Consider the following 15,700-nt stretch of genomic DNA (forward strand, 5'->3'; position numbering starts at 1 on the left):
CATGTTGAAATTTTCTGCTCACGAGTACCCTTATCCCTCCCAACGCCAGAGCGTGTTTGCCCAGCGCGGCATGGTCGCGGCGTCCCAGCCCCTGGCCGCCCAGGCCGGTATCGAGGTCATGCAGAAGGGCGGTAACGCCATCGACGCTGCGATTGCTACGGCGGCCGCTTTGACGGTGGTGGAGCCCACCGGCTGCGGCATCGGCGGCGATGCGTTTGCCCTCGTCTGGTGCAAGGGCCAGTTGCACGGTTTGAATGGCAACGGCCATGCGCCGGCGGCCTTGAGTATCGAGGCGGTCAAGGCAGCGGGGCATGATCAGATGCCGCTGTATGGCTGGACACCGGTCACGGTGCCAGGCTGCCCGTCGGCTTGGGCCGAGCTGTCGCAACGCTTCGGCAAATTGCCGTTTGCCGAGTTGCTGCAACCGGCCATCCGCCTGGCGCGCGATGGTTTCCCGCTGTCGCCGGTGGTCGCCCATCAATGGCAGCTTACCCTGGAAGAATTCAGCCCCCATCGCGACGCTGCGCTGGATGCCTGGTTCGACACCTTCCTGATCGACGGCCGCGCGCCACGGGCCGGGGACATGTTTCGCAACCCGGCCCAGGCCCGTACCCTCGAAGAACTGGCGGCCACCCGCTGCGAAAGCCTGTATCGCGGAGCCCTGGCCGAGCGCCTGGATGCGCATTCCAGGGCGAGTGGCGGCTACCTGCGCGCCAGCGATCTCCAGGATTACCGCGCTGAGTGGGTGGAGCCGATCCACGTCAACTACCGGGGCGTGGATGTCTGGGAAATCCCCCCCAGCGGCCAGGGCCTGGTGGCGTTGATGGCGCTGAACATCCTCGAAGGTTTCAGCTTCGATCACCGCGACAGCCAGCAGACCTGGCACCGCCAATTGGAGGCCATGAAACTCGCCTACAGCGACGGTCTGCACTACATCACCGACCCGCTGCACATGCGCGTGGCCGTCGCCGATCTGCTCAGCGATGACTACAGCAGCCGTCGCCGTGGGCAGATCGGTGAACAGGCCCAGCCCCCCAAACCCGGTGATCCCCACGCCAGCGGCACGGTGTACCTGGCCACGGCCGACGCCGAGGGCAACATGGTTTCGTTTATCCAAAGCAACTACCACGGCTTTGGTTCCGGCGTGGTGCTGCCCGACAGTGGCATTGCCCTGCAGAACCGCGGGCAGGAGTTCAGCCTCGACCCGACACACGCCAACTGCCTGGCGCCAGGCAAAAAAACCTTCCATACCATCATCCCCGGCTTCCTCACCCAAGACGGCCAGGCGCTCGGCCCGTTCGGCGTGATGGGCGGCTACATGCAGCCCCAGGGCCACGTGCAGATGGTGATGAACCTGGTGGATTTCGGCCTCAACCCGCAAGCGGCATTGGACGCGCCGCGCTGGCAATGGCTGGGCGACATGAAGGTCGGTATCGAACAGGGTGCCTCCCGCGACTTGGCCAATGCCTTGGCGCGGCGCGGGCATCAGGTGCAGATGGCCAGCGACCTCACCGACTACGGGCGTGGGCAGATCATTCTGCGGGACCCGGTCAGTGGTGTATTGTGCGGCGGAACGGAGCCGAGGGCGGATTCAACGATCGCAGTGTGGTAAGCGAAAAAATTGGCTGAAGCCTGTCCCCTTTTTTCATCTCGCCTGTCATTCCAGGCAAGTGAACAATATTGAGAGCTTCCGCCAATGCCTGTAGTCCGCCCCTTGCTGAAACTCAGCCTGCTGCTGAGCCTCAGCGCCAGCCCGTTCTTCGCTGCTGTCAGCTACGCCGAAGACACCGCCACTCGCCGCAGCTATCAGGTGCCCGCCGGCAGCCTGAGTGCGGCGCTCACCCGCTTTGCCGGGTTGGCGGGCGTCAATCTGTCGGTGGACCCGGCGTTGGTCAGTGGGCGCAGCAGCAGCGGTTTGTCCGGCGAGTATGCGGTCGAGGAGGGCTTTGCCCGCTTGCTGCAAGGCTCTGGCCTGCAACTGCAGCCGATGGGTGCACAGGCCTATATGCTGGTGCCGGCGCCGGAGGGCAGCAGCCTGGAATTGGCCCCGACGTCGATCCTCGGCACCACCGGCCTGTATGACGGCGACACCTACGCCGGGGGCCAAGTGGCGCGCCGCACGGCCCAGGGCCTGCTCGGCACGCGGGACTTCATGGAAACCCCGTTCAGCATCACCACCTACACCGCTGACACGGTGAAGAACCAACAGGCCCGCACCCTGGGCGACCTGATCGCCGCCGACCCGTCGGTACGCGCGACCAACCCGGCCGGTGGGCGCTACGAGCAATTCACCATTCGCGGCTTCAGCCTGTTCAACAGCGACGTGGCGTACAACGGCTTATACGGCGTGCTGCCGACTTACACCATCGACATGGAAATGGCCGACCGTGTCGACATCCTCAAGGGGCCGAGCCAGTTGATCAACGGCATTTCGCCGCGTGGCAGCGTGGGCGGCGGGATCAACGTGGTGCCCAAGCGCGCCACCGACAAGGACATCAACTCGTTTACCGGCAACTGGGCTTCCGACAGCCAGGCCGGCGGCGCAGTGGACATCGGTCGACGCTTTGGCGAAGACAACCAGTTCGGCATTCGCTTCAACGGCGTGAAGCAGTCCGGCGATACCGAGTGGGATCACCAGAGCGTCGACCGCGAAATGGCCGTGCTGGGCCTGGATTTTCGTGGCGAACGCTTGCGCCTTTCCACTGACATCGGCCACACCGAGCGCGACACCGATGCGCCGCAAGAGCGCGTACAGGTGGCGGCCGCAGCGCCGGTGCCCAGCGCCAATGACGTGCGCCGCAACTATGCGCAATCCTGGAGCAAGGCCCGAACCAACGACACCTTCGGCACGGTCAATGCCGAGTATGACCTCAGCGACAACGTGATGCTCTACGGCGGCATGGGGGCGCGCAAAAGCAACCACGATTTCCTGCGCCACGCGGTGTCCGTATCCAACGCAGCCGGTGACTTCAGCGTGCAGCCACGGGATTTCACCCGCGATGAAAACGTGCGCACCTACACCGCCGGCGTGCGCAACTGGTTCCAGACCGGGCCGGTGAGCCATGAGGTCAACCTGGCCGCCAGCTACTTCGACATGGACTTCACCAACGGAGGCGCGCGTTATACGTCGCCGTCGAGCAATCTCTACAACCCGGTGCAAACCCCCACGCCTTCGCGGCCGACGCGGTTTGATCCCAAGGTCTACACCGAAAACAAATTCAGCGGCGTGGCCTTGTCCGACACCCTGGGCTTCTTCGATGATCGCCTGTTGCTCACCCTCGGTGCGCGCTGGCAGCGCGTGAAGGTCGATGACTGGAGCGACGGCATCAAAGGTGATACCGCCTACGACGAAGAAAAGGTCTCGCCATCCGGCGGCATCCTGTTCAAGGCCACCGACAGGTTGTCGCTGTACGCCAACTACATGGAAGGCCTGAGCCAGGGCAAGATCGCGCCGTCCACCTCGATCAACGAAGACCAGATCTTCCCGCCGTTCATCAGCCGCCAGGTCGAAGTGGGCGCCAAGTACGACGCCGGGGCGTTTGCCGTGACCGCTGCGGTGTTCCGTATCAAGCAGCCGGCCTATGAAACCAATGCGACCACGCGGCTGTTTGGTCCCAATGGCAAACGCGAGAACTCAGGTGTGGAACTGAGTGTGTTCGGCGAACCGCTCAAGGGCTTCCGCCTGCTCGGTGGTGTGATGTACATCGACAGTGAGCTGAAGGACACCACCAACGGTACCTGGGACGGCAACCGTGCCCCGGCCACGCCCAAGTACAACGTCAACCTGGGTGCCGAATGGGATGTGCCGGGCCTCGAAGGCCTGACGCTGACCAGCCGTGGCATTTACTCCAGCTCGCAGTACCTGGACCAGTCCAACGTCAAGGAAATCGACGCCTGGAACCGCCTCGACGTAGGGGCGCGCTACGCGTTCAAGGTGGACGACAAACACATCACCTTGCGGGCGAATGTGGAGAACGTCGCCGATAAGCGCTATTGGAGTTCGGCCGGGGCTTCGGATGACAGTGAGCCGGGGCTGACCTTGTCGACGCCGCGTACCTATCTGCTGTCCGCCACCGTCGACTTCTAAGGGGGGACACCGATCAACCTGTGGGCGCTGGTTTGCTTGCGATAGGGAGGGGCGCCAGTCACAGCGCTATTTGCTGATGTAGCGTCATCGCAGGCAAGCCAGCTCCCACACCTGATTTTGGCGTTAATGAGAATGTTTTTTGATCACGCCGCGTCGATATGGAATAGTACCCGCCGTTTTCCCCGGCCTGTCTAGCGGGGTGTTTTAACGCCGAGGTCCTTGTCATGCGAATGCTGCGCTCCATCCCCACCCTTGCCGCCTGCGTGTTGGCGTTCTCTTCAAGCCTGCTGAGCGCCGCCCCCATCGACCTCAACGACGGCCAGCACGCGGTGCATCTGCCGGATGCGCCCAAGCGCGTGGTGGTGCTGGAATTCTCCTTTCTCGACAGCCTGGCTGCCGTTGACGTCACGCCCGTTGGGGCCGCCGATGATGGTGATGCCAACCGCGTACTGCCCCGTGTGCGCCAGGCCATCGGCCAATGGAAGTCGGTGGGCCTGCGCTCGCAACCGAGTATCGAGGAAATCGCCCGGCTCAAGCCAGACTTGATCGTCGCCGACCTCAATCGTCACCAGGCCTTGTACAGCGACCTGGCGAGCATCGCGCCGACCTTGTTGCTGCCGTCACGCGGCGAGGACTACCAGGGCAGCCTGAAATCCGCCGAGTTGATCGGCAAGGCGTTGGGCAAAAGCGCGCAGATGGAAGCGCGGATCCAGAAGAACCGCGAGAACCTCAACGCCATTGCGCAACAGATCCCGGCCGGCGCCAGTGTGCTGTTCGGTGTGGCGCGTGAAGACAGTTTCTCCGTACACGGCCCGGACTCCTACGCCGGCAGCGTGCTCGAAGCCATCGGCCTGAAAGTCCCTTCGGTACGCGCCAACGCTGCACCTACCGAGTTCGTCAGCCTGGAGCAACTGCTCGCCCTCGACCCCGGCTGGTTGCTCGTCGGCCATTACCGTCGCCCCAGCATCGTCGACAGCTGGAGCCAGCAGCCGCTGTGGCAAGTGCTGGGAGCGGTGCGTAACAAGCAGGTCGCCGAAGTGGACGGCGACAGTTGGGCGCGCAACCGCGGCGTACTGGCCTCGGAGCAGATCGCCGAAGACGCGCTGGCGATTCTCAAAGGCGGTAAAGCCGTACTGAGCCAATAAGCATGGGGCGCAGTCTCGCGGCGGCAGGCATTGTGCTGCTGGGTGCCGGCTTGTTCTGGCTGTCGCTGTACAGCTGGTCGCCGTTCACGATCACGGCGACGGATGCGTGGAATGGCCTGGTTCATCAAGGCCGCGTGGGCGGCAATATGGCCTACATCGTCGCCCAGCTGCGTGTGCCACGCGCGCTGTGTGCCGCCTTGGTCGGCGCCTGCCTGGGCTTGGCCGGTGCGTTGATGCAGGGCATTACTCGCAACCGTCTGGCCTCGCCGTCCTTGTTTGGCGTGACGGCAGGGGCGGCGTTGGGCTTGGCGTTGTTTTCCACCGGGCTGGTTGCGTTGCCGTTTGCGGGCGGTGCGTTGTTGATGACCTGCCTGGGGGGCGCGCTGGCCTGGATCACCGTATTCAGCCTCGGCGGCGCCTGGTCGCCGACTACGGCCCAAGGCCGCCTGGTATTGGCTGGCGTCGCGGTGGCGGCGTTGTGCGCGGCATTGACCCGGCTCACGGTGATCCTGGTCGAGGCCCAGGCGCAAAGCGTGCTCAACTGGCTGGCCGGTTCCCTGGCCAATGCCGGCGCCGCGCAAGTGCAATTGCTCTGGCCGTGCACCTTGATCGGCGGCCTGTGGGCGCTCTGGTGTGCGCCGCGACTGAACCTGATCAACCTCGGCGAAGACGCCGCACGCTCCCTGGGCGTGGGCATTGCCAGCCTGCGTTTGCAGGTGTTCATCGCCAGCCTGTTGCTGGTGGGGGCGAGTGTCTGCGCGGTGGGGCCGATCGGATTTGTGGGGCTGATCGCGCCGAATATCCTTCGTCAGTTCCTCGGGAATGACTACCGCTGGTTGATTCCGCTGAGCGCTGCGTTGGGCGCGGTGATCGTGCTGGCCGCCGACCTGCTCAGCCGCGCCGTGGCGTTTCCGGTGGAGACCCCGGCCGGTGTGGTCACCGCGCTGATCGGCGCGCCGTTCTTCCTCTTTCTTGCCAGGCGTGCCCTATGACCCGGCCACCATTGCGCTTATGGCTGCTGCTGGGCCTGTTGCTGCTGGCGACGTTAATCAGCCTCAGCGCCGGCACTGTGTGGCTCACGCCTGACGCTGTGTTGGACCGCTTGTTGGCCCACGACGCCCTCGACTTCGACGTCTGGAACCACCGCCTGCCACGCAGCCTGATTGCGATCCTCGCCGGATGCGCCTTCGGCCTGGCCGGGGCGATTGTGCAGGGTGTGATCCGCAACCCGCTGGCCTCGCCGGAGATCCTCGGCGTGACCCAGGGTGCGGGCCTGGCGCTGACCGTAGCGATCATCAGTTGGCCGCATATGCCGATTGCGTGGTTGCCGTTGGTGGCGTGCCTGGGTGGAGCAGGCGGTGCGTTGCTGCTGGCGCTGTACAACGCCGGGGTGAGTTTTTCCGGAGTGCGCTTTGCACTGTCCGGGGTGGCGATTGCGGTGACCTTGTCCAGTGTCACCGAGTTTCTGATCCTGTCCCATCCGTTGGATATCAACACGGCCTTGCTCGCCCTCACTGGCAGTTTGTGGAGCCGTAACTGGCACCATGTGGCGCTGGTATTGCCGTTCCTGGTGCTGATCCCCGTGGGCCTGTGCCTGGCCAAGCCGCTGAACCTGATTGCCCTCGGCGACGAAGCCGCCCACAGCCTCGGCACGGCACTTGGCCGCACTCGCTGGCTGGCCATGGCCTGCGCGGTGGTGTTGACCAGCCTGGGCGTGGGCGTGATCGGGCCGATCGGTTTTATCGGCCTGGTCGCGCCGCACATGGCACGTCGCTTGGTGGGCGGGCATCACCAGTATTTGCTGCCGGCGGCGATGCTGACGGGTGCGCTGTTGCTGGTGCTGGCCGACACGTTGGGACGCACGTTGATCGCGCCCAGCGAAATCCCCGCCGGGGTGCTCACGGCGGTGATTGGCGCGCCGTATTTTCTTTGGTTGCTGGCACGGTTCAAGGGCTGATCACATGAGTATTCTTCAAGCACGCGAGCTGGATATCGGCTACGGCACCACGCGTATCGTGCAGGGGTTGTCCTTTGTGCCGCCGACCGGAAAGGTCACCGCCTTGATCGGTCCCAATGGCTGTGGCAAATCCACCTTGCTCAAGGCCTTCGCGCGCATCCTCAAGCCGACCCAGGGTGAACTGACCCTGGATGGCCAGGCTTACACCAGCTTGTCCGCCCGCCAATTGGCGCGGCAGATCGCATTCTTGCCCCAGGTGTTGCCAGTGCCAGAAGGCGTCAGCGTGCGCCAGTTGGTCGCCTATGGCCGCAGCCCGCACAACTCATTGTGGGGACGCCTGAGCGGCAATGACCAAGCCCATGTCACCCAGGCCATGCAACGCCTGGAACTGGACACCCTGGCCGACCGCGCCCTGGCGGACCTGTCCGGCGGCCAGCGCCAACGCGCCTGGCTGGCCATGGTGTTGGCGCAGAACGCGCCGGTGGTACTGCTCGACGAACCCACCACGTACCTCGACATCAGCCACCAGGTCGAACTGCTCGACCTGATGGGCGAACTGGCTGGCGAAGGCAAGACCGTGATCACCGTGCTCCACGACATCAACCAGGCCTGCCGCTATGCCCACCACCTGGCGGTGATGCACGGCGGCAAGCTGGTGGCCGATGGTGCGCCGGGGCAGGTGATCACTGCCGAGTTGATGCGGCAGGTGTTTGAGGTGCAGGTGCAGGTGATGAGCGAGCCGGTGGCAGGCACGCCGATGTGCCTGATCGAAAAAAGCACCCGACCTCATACCTGACGTGGTTGAACGTGTGGTTTTGCTTCTTGTTGATAATGAAGTAACCCGGTTGAATGTATTGAAAAACCGTTTAATTGCGCGAGAAAACGCATAAGTGGCTAATTGCAACTAGTGAAAGGATGGCTATTAGCTTCTAAGGCTCTGGCACAAGGGTCTTGGCCATTATGTTTATTTTATTCCCGGTCTTCAGGAACTAGGGCTATAACTTCCAGTCGATAACCCCGGCTTACTCTCGCTTGGGTTATGGCTAACTAATGGCATGTTGCTGTAGTTCCAAATAGCCATACTTTCTCGCAACACTAGATACCTGAACATTATGTCGTCAGCGCCTATCGATGCCTGCCAGATGCAGATCCCGCACACCGAACAGGTGTGCGCGTGGCTGATGCAGCATGCCGGGCTGAAAACGGTGGACCTGGAGCGCGCCCGACGCTTGTCCACGGACGACCTGCTGAGCCTGCTGACACGTCTGGGCCTGGTCTCTGAAGTCGAATTGGCCCGCGCCTGGGCGGCGTTAGTCGGCGCGCCGCTGTTATTGGCCGATGCCGCGCCGCCGTTGCTCGATCCCTTGCCCGTCTTGACCGAACGCTTCATGCGTCACTACCAGGTAGTGCCCATGGGCTGGACCCAGGGCGGCCTGCGGGTGCTCGCCGCCAACCCGGCGCAACTTTATCCGTTCCAGGCCTTGGCTTATGCGTGCCAGGTGCCAGTGTGGCTGGCCATCGGCCCGCGCAATGAAGTCGACACCCTGATCGAGCGCTACTACGGCCAGGGCCGCTCGGCCATGGGCACGCTGATCGAAAACCTCGATGAGCAGGGCGGCGCCGAGGAAGATATCGAACACCTCAAGGACATGGCCTCCGAAGCACCGGTGATCCGCCTGGTCAACCTGATCCTGCAGCGCGCCGTGGAACAACGGGCCTCGGACATCCATATCGAACCCTTCGAAAACCAGCTCAAGGTGCGCTACCGCATCGACGGCGTGCTGCACGACGCCGAAGCGCCGCCTGCCAGTTCATCGGCGGCGGTGATCTCACGGGTGAAGATCATGGCGCGGCTGGACATCGCCGAACGTCGGCTGCCCCAGGATGGGCGCATCATGCTGCGCATCCAGGGCAAGGAGCTCGACCTGCGCGTGTCCACGGTGCCCACCAGCTTCGGCGAGTCGGTGGTGCTGCGCTTGCTGGACCGGCAGACCGTGCAGTTCGATTTCCCGAGCCTGGGCTTTGACGGCCAGCGCCTGGCAAGCTTCCTCGATCTGCTGGAGCGCCCCCACGGCATCCTGCTGGTCACCGGGCCCACCGGTTCCGGCAAGACCACCACGCTCTACACCGCGCTGTCGCGGCTCAATACCACCGAGCGCAAGATCATCACCGTGGAAGACCCGGTGGAGTACCAACTCGAAGGCATCAACCAGATCCAGGTCAAACCTGCCATCGGCCTGGACTTCGCCGGGGCGCTGCGCTCCATCGTGCGCCAGGACCCGGACGTGATCATGATCGGCGAGATCCGCGACCTGGAAACCTGCCGCATCGCCATTCAATCGTCCCTGACCGGGCACCTTGTGCTTTCCACTCTGCACACCAACAGCGCCGCAGCCAGCATCACGCGGCTGATGGACATGGGCGTGGAAAGCTACCTGATCGCTTCGACCGTCAGCGGCATTCTCGCCCAGCGCCTGGTGCGGCGCCTGGATCCGGTCACCCGCGTGGCCTTTGAAGCGCCGCCGGAACTGATCGCAGAACACGGCCTGGATCGCCTGACCGAACAGCGCCCGATTCTGCTTTATCGCGGGGACTATCACGGCCGCAGCGCCCTGACCGAGCTGTTGGTGATGAACGACGAACTGCGCAGCCTGTTGATGCGTCACGCCGATGCCGCCACGTTGGAGCAGGCGGCTCGCCGCGCCGGTTTGCGCACGTTGTATGAAGAAGGACTGCGCCAGGCCTTGGCGGGTATTACCTCGTTGGAAGAGGTACTGCGCGTCACCCGTGGAGAGGGCGCGTGAGCCTGTTCAAGTTCCGCGCCCTGGACAGCCAGGGTGTGCCGCAGAACGGTACGCTGGAAGCGGTGGATCAAGTCGCCGCCGTCGCGGCCCTGCACAAGCGTGGCCTGTTGTTGTTGCATATTGAGGCGGCCGGCAGCCCGCTCCTGCGCAACCCACGCGGGCAGTTGAAGGGCGCGGCGTTGGTGAGTTTCACCCAGCAGTTGGCGACGCTGCTGGGGGCTGGTCAGCCGCTCGAACGTTCGTTGAGCCTGTTGCTCAAACAACCCGGTCAACCCCAGGTGCGTGCACTGATTGGGCGCATCCGTGATCACGTCAAAGCGGGTAAACCACTGTCCGCCGCTTTGGAAGAAGAAGGCGGCAGCTTCTCACCGTTGTACCTGAGCATGGTGCGCGCCGGTGAGGCGGGTGGCGCACTGGAGAACACCCTGCGCCAACTCAGCGACTACCTGGAACGCAGCGAGCGGCTGCGTGGTGAAGTGATCAATGCGCTGATCTATCCAGCCTTCCTGGTGGTGGGCGTACTCGGGTCCCTGGCGCTGTTGCTGGCTTATGTGGTGCCGCAATTCGTGCCGATCTTCCAGGACCTGGGCGTGCCGATTCCGTGGATCACCGAGGTGATTCTCGCCTTGGGTGAGTTCCTGGGCGCCTATGGCCTGCTGGTGTTGGCCGGGCTGATCGTGAGCGGTGGGTGTTGGGCGGCACGCCTGCGTAATCCGGCGTTTCGAGAACAATACGATCGGCGCCTGCTCGGTGTCCGTGGGATCGGCCCGCTGCTGCAACGTGTCGAAGCGGCCCGCCTGACGCGCACCCTCGGCACGCTGCTCAGCAATGGCGTGGCGTTGCTGCAAGCCTTGGTGATCGCACGGCAAGTCTGCACCAACCGCGCGCTGCAGGCCCAGGTCGGCAGTGCGGCGGAATCGGTCAAAGGCGGCGGCACCCTCGCCAGCGCGTTCGGCAGCCAGCCGCTGCTGCCCGAGCTGGCCCTGCAAATGATTGAAGTCGGCGAACAGGCCGGCGAACTCGACAGCATGTTGCTCAAGGTGGCCGACATCTTCGACGTCGAAGCCAAGCGCGGCATCGATCGCCTGCTCGCCGCACTGGTGCCGTCCCTGACCGTGGTCATGGCGGTGCTGGTGGCGGTGATCATGTTGGCGATCATGCTGCCGTTGATGAGCCTGACCAGCAATATATGAAGGAGCTGAACCCATGAGAAAACCACGCCGCCAAGGCGGTTTCACCCTGTTGGAAATGCTCGCGGTGATCGTGCTGCTGGGCATTGTCGCCACCATTGTCGTGCGCCAGGTCGGCGGCAATGTGGACAAGGGCAAGTACGGCGCGGGCAAGGCGCAACTGGCCAGCCTGAGCATGAAGATCGACAGCTACGCGCTCGACGTCGGCGCGCCGCCCACCAGCCTGCAACAACTGGTGGACAGACCCGGTGGCTATGCCAAGCCGTCGGACCTCAAGGACCCGTTCGGGCATGCCTTCGGCTATCGCTTCCCCGGTGAACACGGTGCGTTCGACCTGATCTTCTACGGCCAGGATGGCCAGCCGGGCGGCGAAGGTTATAGCGCCGACCTGGGCAATTGGGAGTAACGCGGCTATGTTCCAGCGCGGCTTTACCCTGCTGGAAATGCTGGTCGTGATCCTATTGATCAGCCTCGCCGCCGGGTTGCTGGGGATGGGCGTGCGCCAGGGTCTGCAGGCGGCGAAGGAGCGCCGCGCGGTCGGACAGATGGTGGAGGCGTTGCGCACCACGCGGGCGGGGGCGATTGTCAGCGGGCAGTCCGCACGTACTGCGTTCGACCTGCGCGCCCGCACGTTCCAGGCGCCGGGCCGTGCGCTGCAACAGTGGCCGTCCGAGCTGCAAGTGACACTGCACACCGCCGAACAGGTGGGCCCCGCCGTCGAGTTCTATCCGGACGGCAGCTCCACCGGCGGCAATCTGCTAGTGGCCAACGGCACCCGGCGTTGGCGCATCGATATCGGCTGGCTCACCGGCAGCGTGCAATCCAAGGCGCTGCCATGAAGCACCAGGCCGGGTTCACGCTGCTGGAAATGCTCGCAGCACTGACGCTGATGGCGGTGTGCAGCACGGTGCTGCTGGTTGCGTTCGGCCAGAGCGCGAGCTCGCTGTCCCAGGTGGCCCACAGTGACCGGCTCACTCATGCGGCGCTGACGATTTTCGATCAAGAGGCCGCAGGGCGATTGAGCAACGGCGTCAGCCAGGGCGAACTCGATGGTATCCACTGGCAACTGACCTGTACCCGTCAGCAAACGCATATTTTTCGTCTCGATCTGGTCGTTGGTGAGGGCCCGCACCAGGCCCGTTTCAGCACGTTGAAGGCGCGCCTGTGAAGCGCCGCGAACAGGGCTTTACCTTGCTGGAAATCCTTGTGGTACTCAGCTTGCTGGGCGTGCTGCTGGTGTTGGTCGGCGGCGCGTTGCTGGGTGCCAATCGTGCCGTGTCCAAGGCCCAGGCATATGCAGTGAGCCTGGATGAAATGCGCGCCGCTCAACAGTTTTTGCGCACGGCGATCAGCGAGGCGTTGCCCCTGGCGGTGGGTGAGGGCGATGGATTTTTCGTCGGCACGGCACAGCGCCTGGAGTTCGTCTCGACCTTGCCCGGTGTGCTCGGTGGTGGGATCCACCGGTTCAGCCTGCAACGGGTCGAACAGGGTCTGCAGGTCGGGTTTTCCCAGCGTGAACCCCAGGTGCTGCTGAACAATATCGAGGGTCTTCAATTCAATTATCGCGGCACGTCACCGCTGGGCCAGCCCACCGGTTGGGTCAGTGACTGGCCATGGTCCAGGCGCTTGCCTGCGGCCGTGCGCATCGCCGCCCACGTCGACGGCCCGGTGCCCTGGGTCACCCAGGTGATTGCCCTGCGCTTGAACCTGTCCAGCGGGAGCGTGGAAGAATGAGACGCCAACGCGGCGCGGCCCTGCTGCTGGTGTTGTGGGTACTGGCGTTGCTCAGCGTGTTGCTCGGCGGCCTGGCGGGCTGGGTGCAACTGGAAAGTCGCCAGGCCCTGTGGCTGCGCCAACATACCCAGACTGTTTTGGCCGCCGAAGCCGGCATCGCGCACGTCTTGGTCGACCGACGCTGGGTTGCCGATGGCCGCGATATCGCCCTGGCTTTTGACGACGCCCAGTTGCACGTCAGCTTGCGTAGCGAACGCGGCAAGCTCTACCTGATCAATGCCCAGGCACAGGATTTCACACGCCTGGCCCTGGCCTGCGGTGCCACTCCGGCCCAAGCGACACAGTTGGCCACGGCCCTCGACGCGCGACGTCACCAGGGCCTGGCGCCGTTCCGGGTGCTGGAAGAAGTGCGCCAATTGCCCGGCATGACGCAAACCCTCTACAGCCAATTGCTGCCCGAGATCACCTTGTGGAGCGACCTGGACCGCCCCGATCCCGCCTTCGCTAGCCCGCTGATGCGCAAGGCGCTGAACCTGCCGCGTCAGAACGCCGAAGGTGCCGACCCTGGCGAAGTGCTGGTGGTCGACAGCCGCGCCGAGCGCCCCGGCGGTTATCAGGCGCGGCTGCAAGTCACTGTTTTATTGAGCCCATCGGAGGACAGCGCACAACCCTATCGGGTGTTGCGTTGGCAAGAATGAATCGATTGGAACCCATTGCCCGGCACTGGCGCGGCAGCCTGCTGCAACAGGGTTGGCGCGTGTGGCTTGCGGAGTTGCGCGCCTGTGTGCCGAGTTGGTTGGCACGGCCGGAACCGCCGGAGCAGATCCACCACTGGCCGTTAGCGGTGCCGGTCGTGTCGAGCAGCACACGCCAAGTGCTGATGCTCGGCGCGGATGCCGTGCTGCTGCAACGCGTACAACTGCCTCTGGCCGCCGGGCGCAATCTGGAGGCCGTGGTCGGTTATGAACTGGACCGCTACACCCCGTTCGAGGCTGACCAACTCTACTGTGTCGCCCGCCAGGAGCGGCGCACGCCCAGCCACCTTGAGGTCACGCTGGTGGCGATCCTGCGCGAGCGCCTGGACCAGATGCTTACCGACTGCGCCGCCCTCGGCCTGCATCCCCATCGCGTGGACGCGGCAAACCTCGGTATCGACCTGCTGCCCGCACCGCTGCGCCCCCGTCAACGCCGGCCGGGCATGGGCTTGCAGCGTAGCCTGCCGTGGTTGTGCGGGGCCTTGCTGATCGCGGCGATGGTGCTGTGGCTCAACGACCGCCAGCGTGTCATCGACGCGATGCACACCAGCGTCCAACAGCAAAAAGCCCAGGTCGCCGAGGTGCATGCCCTGCGCCAGCAACTGCTCAATACCCGCGGCGCGGCGCAGTACCTCACCCGGCGCAAACTGGCGCAACCGCCGCTGGCCGCGCTGCTCAATGACCTGACCACCTGCTTGCCCGCCGACACCTGGCTGGATCAACTGGAGGTGAAGGACGGTGAGATTTCAATCTCCGGCCAAAGCGCCAAGGCCAGCGCATTGATCACCCGTATCAAAGGCTGCCGCAGCCTGGAAAACGCCCAGTTCGAAGGGGTGATCCAACCCGATGCCCGCACCGGCAAGGACCAGTTTGCCTTGCGTGCACACCTACGCCAGGAGGCTGCCGATGCGCCGACCCCTCACACCCCGTGAACGCCGTGGTGCTGCCTTGCTGGTGCTGGCGTTGGTGCTTGGCACGGCCTACTGGCTGTTGATCGACAGCTGGTTCGCCGGCCCCCTGCGCGACATGGGCGAACAGGCCGAACAACTGCGCGAGCAACAGCAGCGGTATGCCGGCGTGTTGCGTCAACGCGATGCACTGCGCCAACAGCTTGAGCAAGCCCGGCAGGATCCCGCCAGCAGCACCAGCCTATTGCCGGGGGATGACCCCGATGTGGTGGCCGCCGACCTGATGCAGCGTCTCGCCGACCTGATCAACAGCCACGCCAACCTCGGCGGCGGTTGCAGTTTGACCCAGCGCAAGCCCATCACCCCGGAGCAGGACGACGGCGAGCCGTATCGCCAGGTCAAGGTCAGCCTGACCCTCGATTGCGCCATCGAACCTCTGGAAGCCCTGCTGCATGAGTTGGAGTACCAGCCGCCGTTCCTGTTCGTGGATGAACTGCGCATCCGTCGCAGCCAGCAGGCGCCGGCCAATGGCGGTGCGGGCAAGTTGGTGGTGCATCTGTTGGTGCGCGGCTATCTGCAACCGGCGCGGGTGACGCCATGATCGGCAGACTACGCCCCGTGGAGTGGGGCCTGCTCGGCTTGTCGGGCTTACTGGGCGTGTTGATGGCGGTGATTCTCAGCAGTATCGGCGATGAACCGCAGTGGCTGCCTGAAGCGCCCACGCGCGCCCATCCTACCGCTCAGGTCCAGGTCGCGCCGAGTGTCCCGCTGGAAAACCTCGCCGCCACTTGGCAAACGCCGCTGTTCAGCCCGGACCGCAGCCCGGATCGCGTCGTGGGCAAAGCCCAAGGCGCCAGCCTGGCCAACCTGACCCTCAGCGGCATCATGATCACCGGCAACCTGCAAATGGCCATGCTCAAACAGGCCGACGGCCGCGCCCTGACGGTCCGTCTCGGCCAGGCCCTGCCCAACGGCTGGCGCCTGGACCACCTCACCCCGCAATACGCCCGATTCAGCCTGGACGGCCGCACGCAAACCTTGAGCCTCTACGCCAAGCGCCTGCCGCCGCCGTCCAGCAGGCCCCCCATTACTTTGCCCCGCGAGCCTCTCCCTTGATCGA

The 15,700-nt window shown here is 64.4% G+C and carries 16 protein-coding genes; all 16 read left to right on the forward strand.

Annotation, left to right across the window (positions count from 1 at the left end; all coding sequences use genetic code 11):
* Window position 1 precedes the first annotated feature (1 nt).
* The 16 genes from BMZ57_RS03825 (at window position 2) to BMZ57_RS03900 (ending at window position 15,696) form a co-directional block, all read left to right on the forward strand.
* Complete coding sequence (locus tag BMZ57_RS03825; protein WP_044287450.1) at window positions 2-1,612, forward strand: gamma-glutamyltransferase family protein; 1,611 nt, start codon at window positions 2-4, stop codon at window positions 1,610-1,612.
* Window positions 1,613-1,696: 84 nt separating this feature from the next.
* A complete protein-coding gene (locus tag BMZ57_RS03830; RefSeq protein ID WP_010209184.1) occupies window positions 1,697-4,087 on the forward strand; it encodes a TonB-dependent receptor in 2,391 nt (796 codons plus the stop codon).
* A 230-nt stretch (window positions 4,088-4,317) separates the two neighbouring features.
* The gene (locus BMZ57_RS03835) at window positions 4,318-5,232 is read left to right on the forward strand and encodes a Fe(3+) dicitrate ABC transporter substrate-binding protein FecB (protein WP_373422424.1); all 915 of its coding nucleotides are present in this window, start codon (window positions 4,318-4,320) and stop codon (window positions 5,230-5,232) included.
* Between the two features lie 2 nt (window positions 5,233-5,234).
* Complete coding sequence (fecC, locus tag BMZ57_RS03840) at window positions 5,235-6,224, forward strand: iron-dicitrate ABC transporter permease FecC (protein WP_010209187.1); 990 nt, start codon at window positions 5,235-5,237, stop codon at window positions 6,222-6,224.
* Window positions 6,221-7,189, forward strand: coding sequence for an iron chelate uptake ABC transporter family permease subunit (locus BMZ57_RS03845; RefSeq protein WP_010209189.1), 969 nt, complete (start codon window positions 6,221-6,223; stop codon window positions 7,187-7,189). The genes fecC and BMZ57_RS03845 overlap by 4 nt, the downstream gene beginning before the upstream one ends.
* A 4-nt stretch (window positions 7,190-7,193) precedes the next feature.
* Window positions 7,194-7,985 carry a Fe(3+) dicitrate ABC transporter ATP-binding protein FecE gene (fecE, locus tag BMZ57_RS03850; RefSeq protein WP_044287447.1) on the forward strand — a complete coding sequence of 264 codons (792 nt, stop codon included), beginning with the start codon at window positions 7,194-7,196 and terminating at the stop codon, window positions 7,983-7,985.
* A 316-nt stretch (window positions 7,986-8,301) separates the two neighbouring features.
* Entirely contained in the window at window positions 8,302-9,993 is a 1,692-nt protein-coding gene (gene gspE, locus BMZ57_RS03855) for a type II secretion system ATPase GspE (RefSeq protein WP_069672490.1), read from the forward strand.
* Window positions 9,990-11,186: a type II secretion system inner membrane protein GspF gene (gene gspF, locus BMZ57_RS03860; RefSeq protein ID WP_069672491.1), complete on the forward strand. Its 1,197-nt coding sequence runs from the start codon at window positions 9,990-9,992 to the stop codon at window positions 11,184-11,186. The genes gspE and gspF overlap by 4 nt, the downstream gene beginning before the upstream one ends.
* A gap of 13 nt (window positions 11,187-11,199) precedes the next feature.
* Window positions 11,200-11,589: a type II secretion system protein GspG gene (locus tag BMZ57_RS03865; protein ID WP_010209194.1), complete on the forward strand. Its 390-nt coding sequence runs from the start codon at window positions 11,200-11,202 to the stop codon at window positions 11,587-11,589.
* A 7-nt stretch (window positions 11,590-11,596) separates the two neighbouring features.
* Window positions 11,597-12,022: a GspH/FimT family pseudopilin gene (locus BMZ57_RS03870; protein ID WP_021491084.1), complete on the forward strand. Its 426-nt coding sequence runs from the start codon at window positions 11,597-11,599 to the stop codon at window positions 12,020-12,022.
* Window positions 12,019-12,351 carry a type II secretion system protein gene (locus BMZ57_RS03875; RefSeq protein WP_021491083.1) on the forward strand — a complete coding sequence of 111 codons (333 nt, stop codon included), beginning with the start codon at window positions 12,019-12,021 and terminating at the stop codon, window positions 12,349-12,351. The genes BMZ57_RS03870 and BMZ57_RS03875 overlap by 4 nt, the downstream gene beginning before the upstream one ends.
* Window positions 12,348-12,917, forward strand: coding sequence for a prepilin-type N-terminal cleavage/methylation domain-containing protein (locus tag BMZ57_RS03880; protein ID WP_021491082.1), 570 nt, complete (start codon window positions 12,348-12,350; stop codon window positions 12,915-12,917). The genes BMZ57_RS03875 and BMZ57_RS03880 overlap by 4 nt, the downstream gene beginning before the upstream one ends.
* Complete coding sequence (locus tag BMZ57_RS03885; RefSeq protein ID WP_010209198.1) at window positions 12,914-13,615, forward strand: hypothetical protein; 702 nt, start codon at window positions 12,914-12,916, stop codon at window positions 13,613-13,615. The genes BMZ57_RS03880 and BMZ57_RS03885 overlap by 4 nt, the downstream gene beginning before the upstream one ends.
* Window positions 13,612-14,604 carry a PilN domain-containing protein gene (locus tag BMZ57_RS03890; protein ID WP_021491081.1) on the forward strand — a complete coding sequence of 331 codons (993 nt, stop codon included), beginning with the start codon at window positions 13,612-13,614 and terminating at the stop codon, window positions 14,602-14,604. The genes BMZ57_RS03885 and BMZ57_RS03890 overlap by 4 nt, the downstream gene beginning before the upstream one ends.
* Window positions 14,579-15,181: a type II secretion system protein GspM gene (gene gspM / locus BMZ57_RS03895; RefSeq protein WP_010209200.1), complete on the forward strand. Its 603-nt coding sequence runs from the start codon at window positions 14,579-14,581 to the stop codon at window positions 15,179-15,181. The genes BMZ57_RS03890 and gspM overlap by 26 nt, the downstream gene beginning before the upstream one ends.
* On the forward strand, window positions 15,178-15,696 hold the full coding sequence (locus BMZ57_RS03900) for a type II secretion system protein, XpsN-like (RefSeq protein ID WP_010209202.1): 519 nt from the start codon (window positions 15,178-15,180) through the stop codon (window positions 15,694-15,696). Before gspM ends, BMZ57_RS03900 begins: the two co-directional genes overlap by 4 nt.
* Window positions 15,697-15,700 lie beyond the last annotated feature (4 nt).

The organism is Pseudomonas simiae (assembly GCF_900111895.1).
In the GTDB taxonomy this organism is placed as follows: Bacteria; Pseudomonadota; Gammaproteobacteria; order Pseudomonadales; family Pseudomonadaceae; genus Aquipseudomonas; species Aquipseudomonas simiae.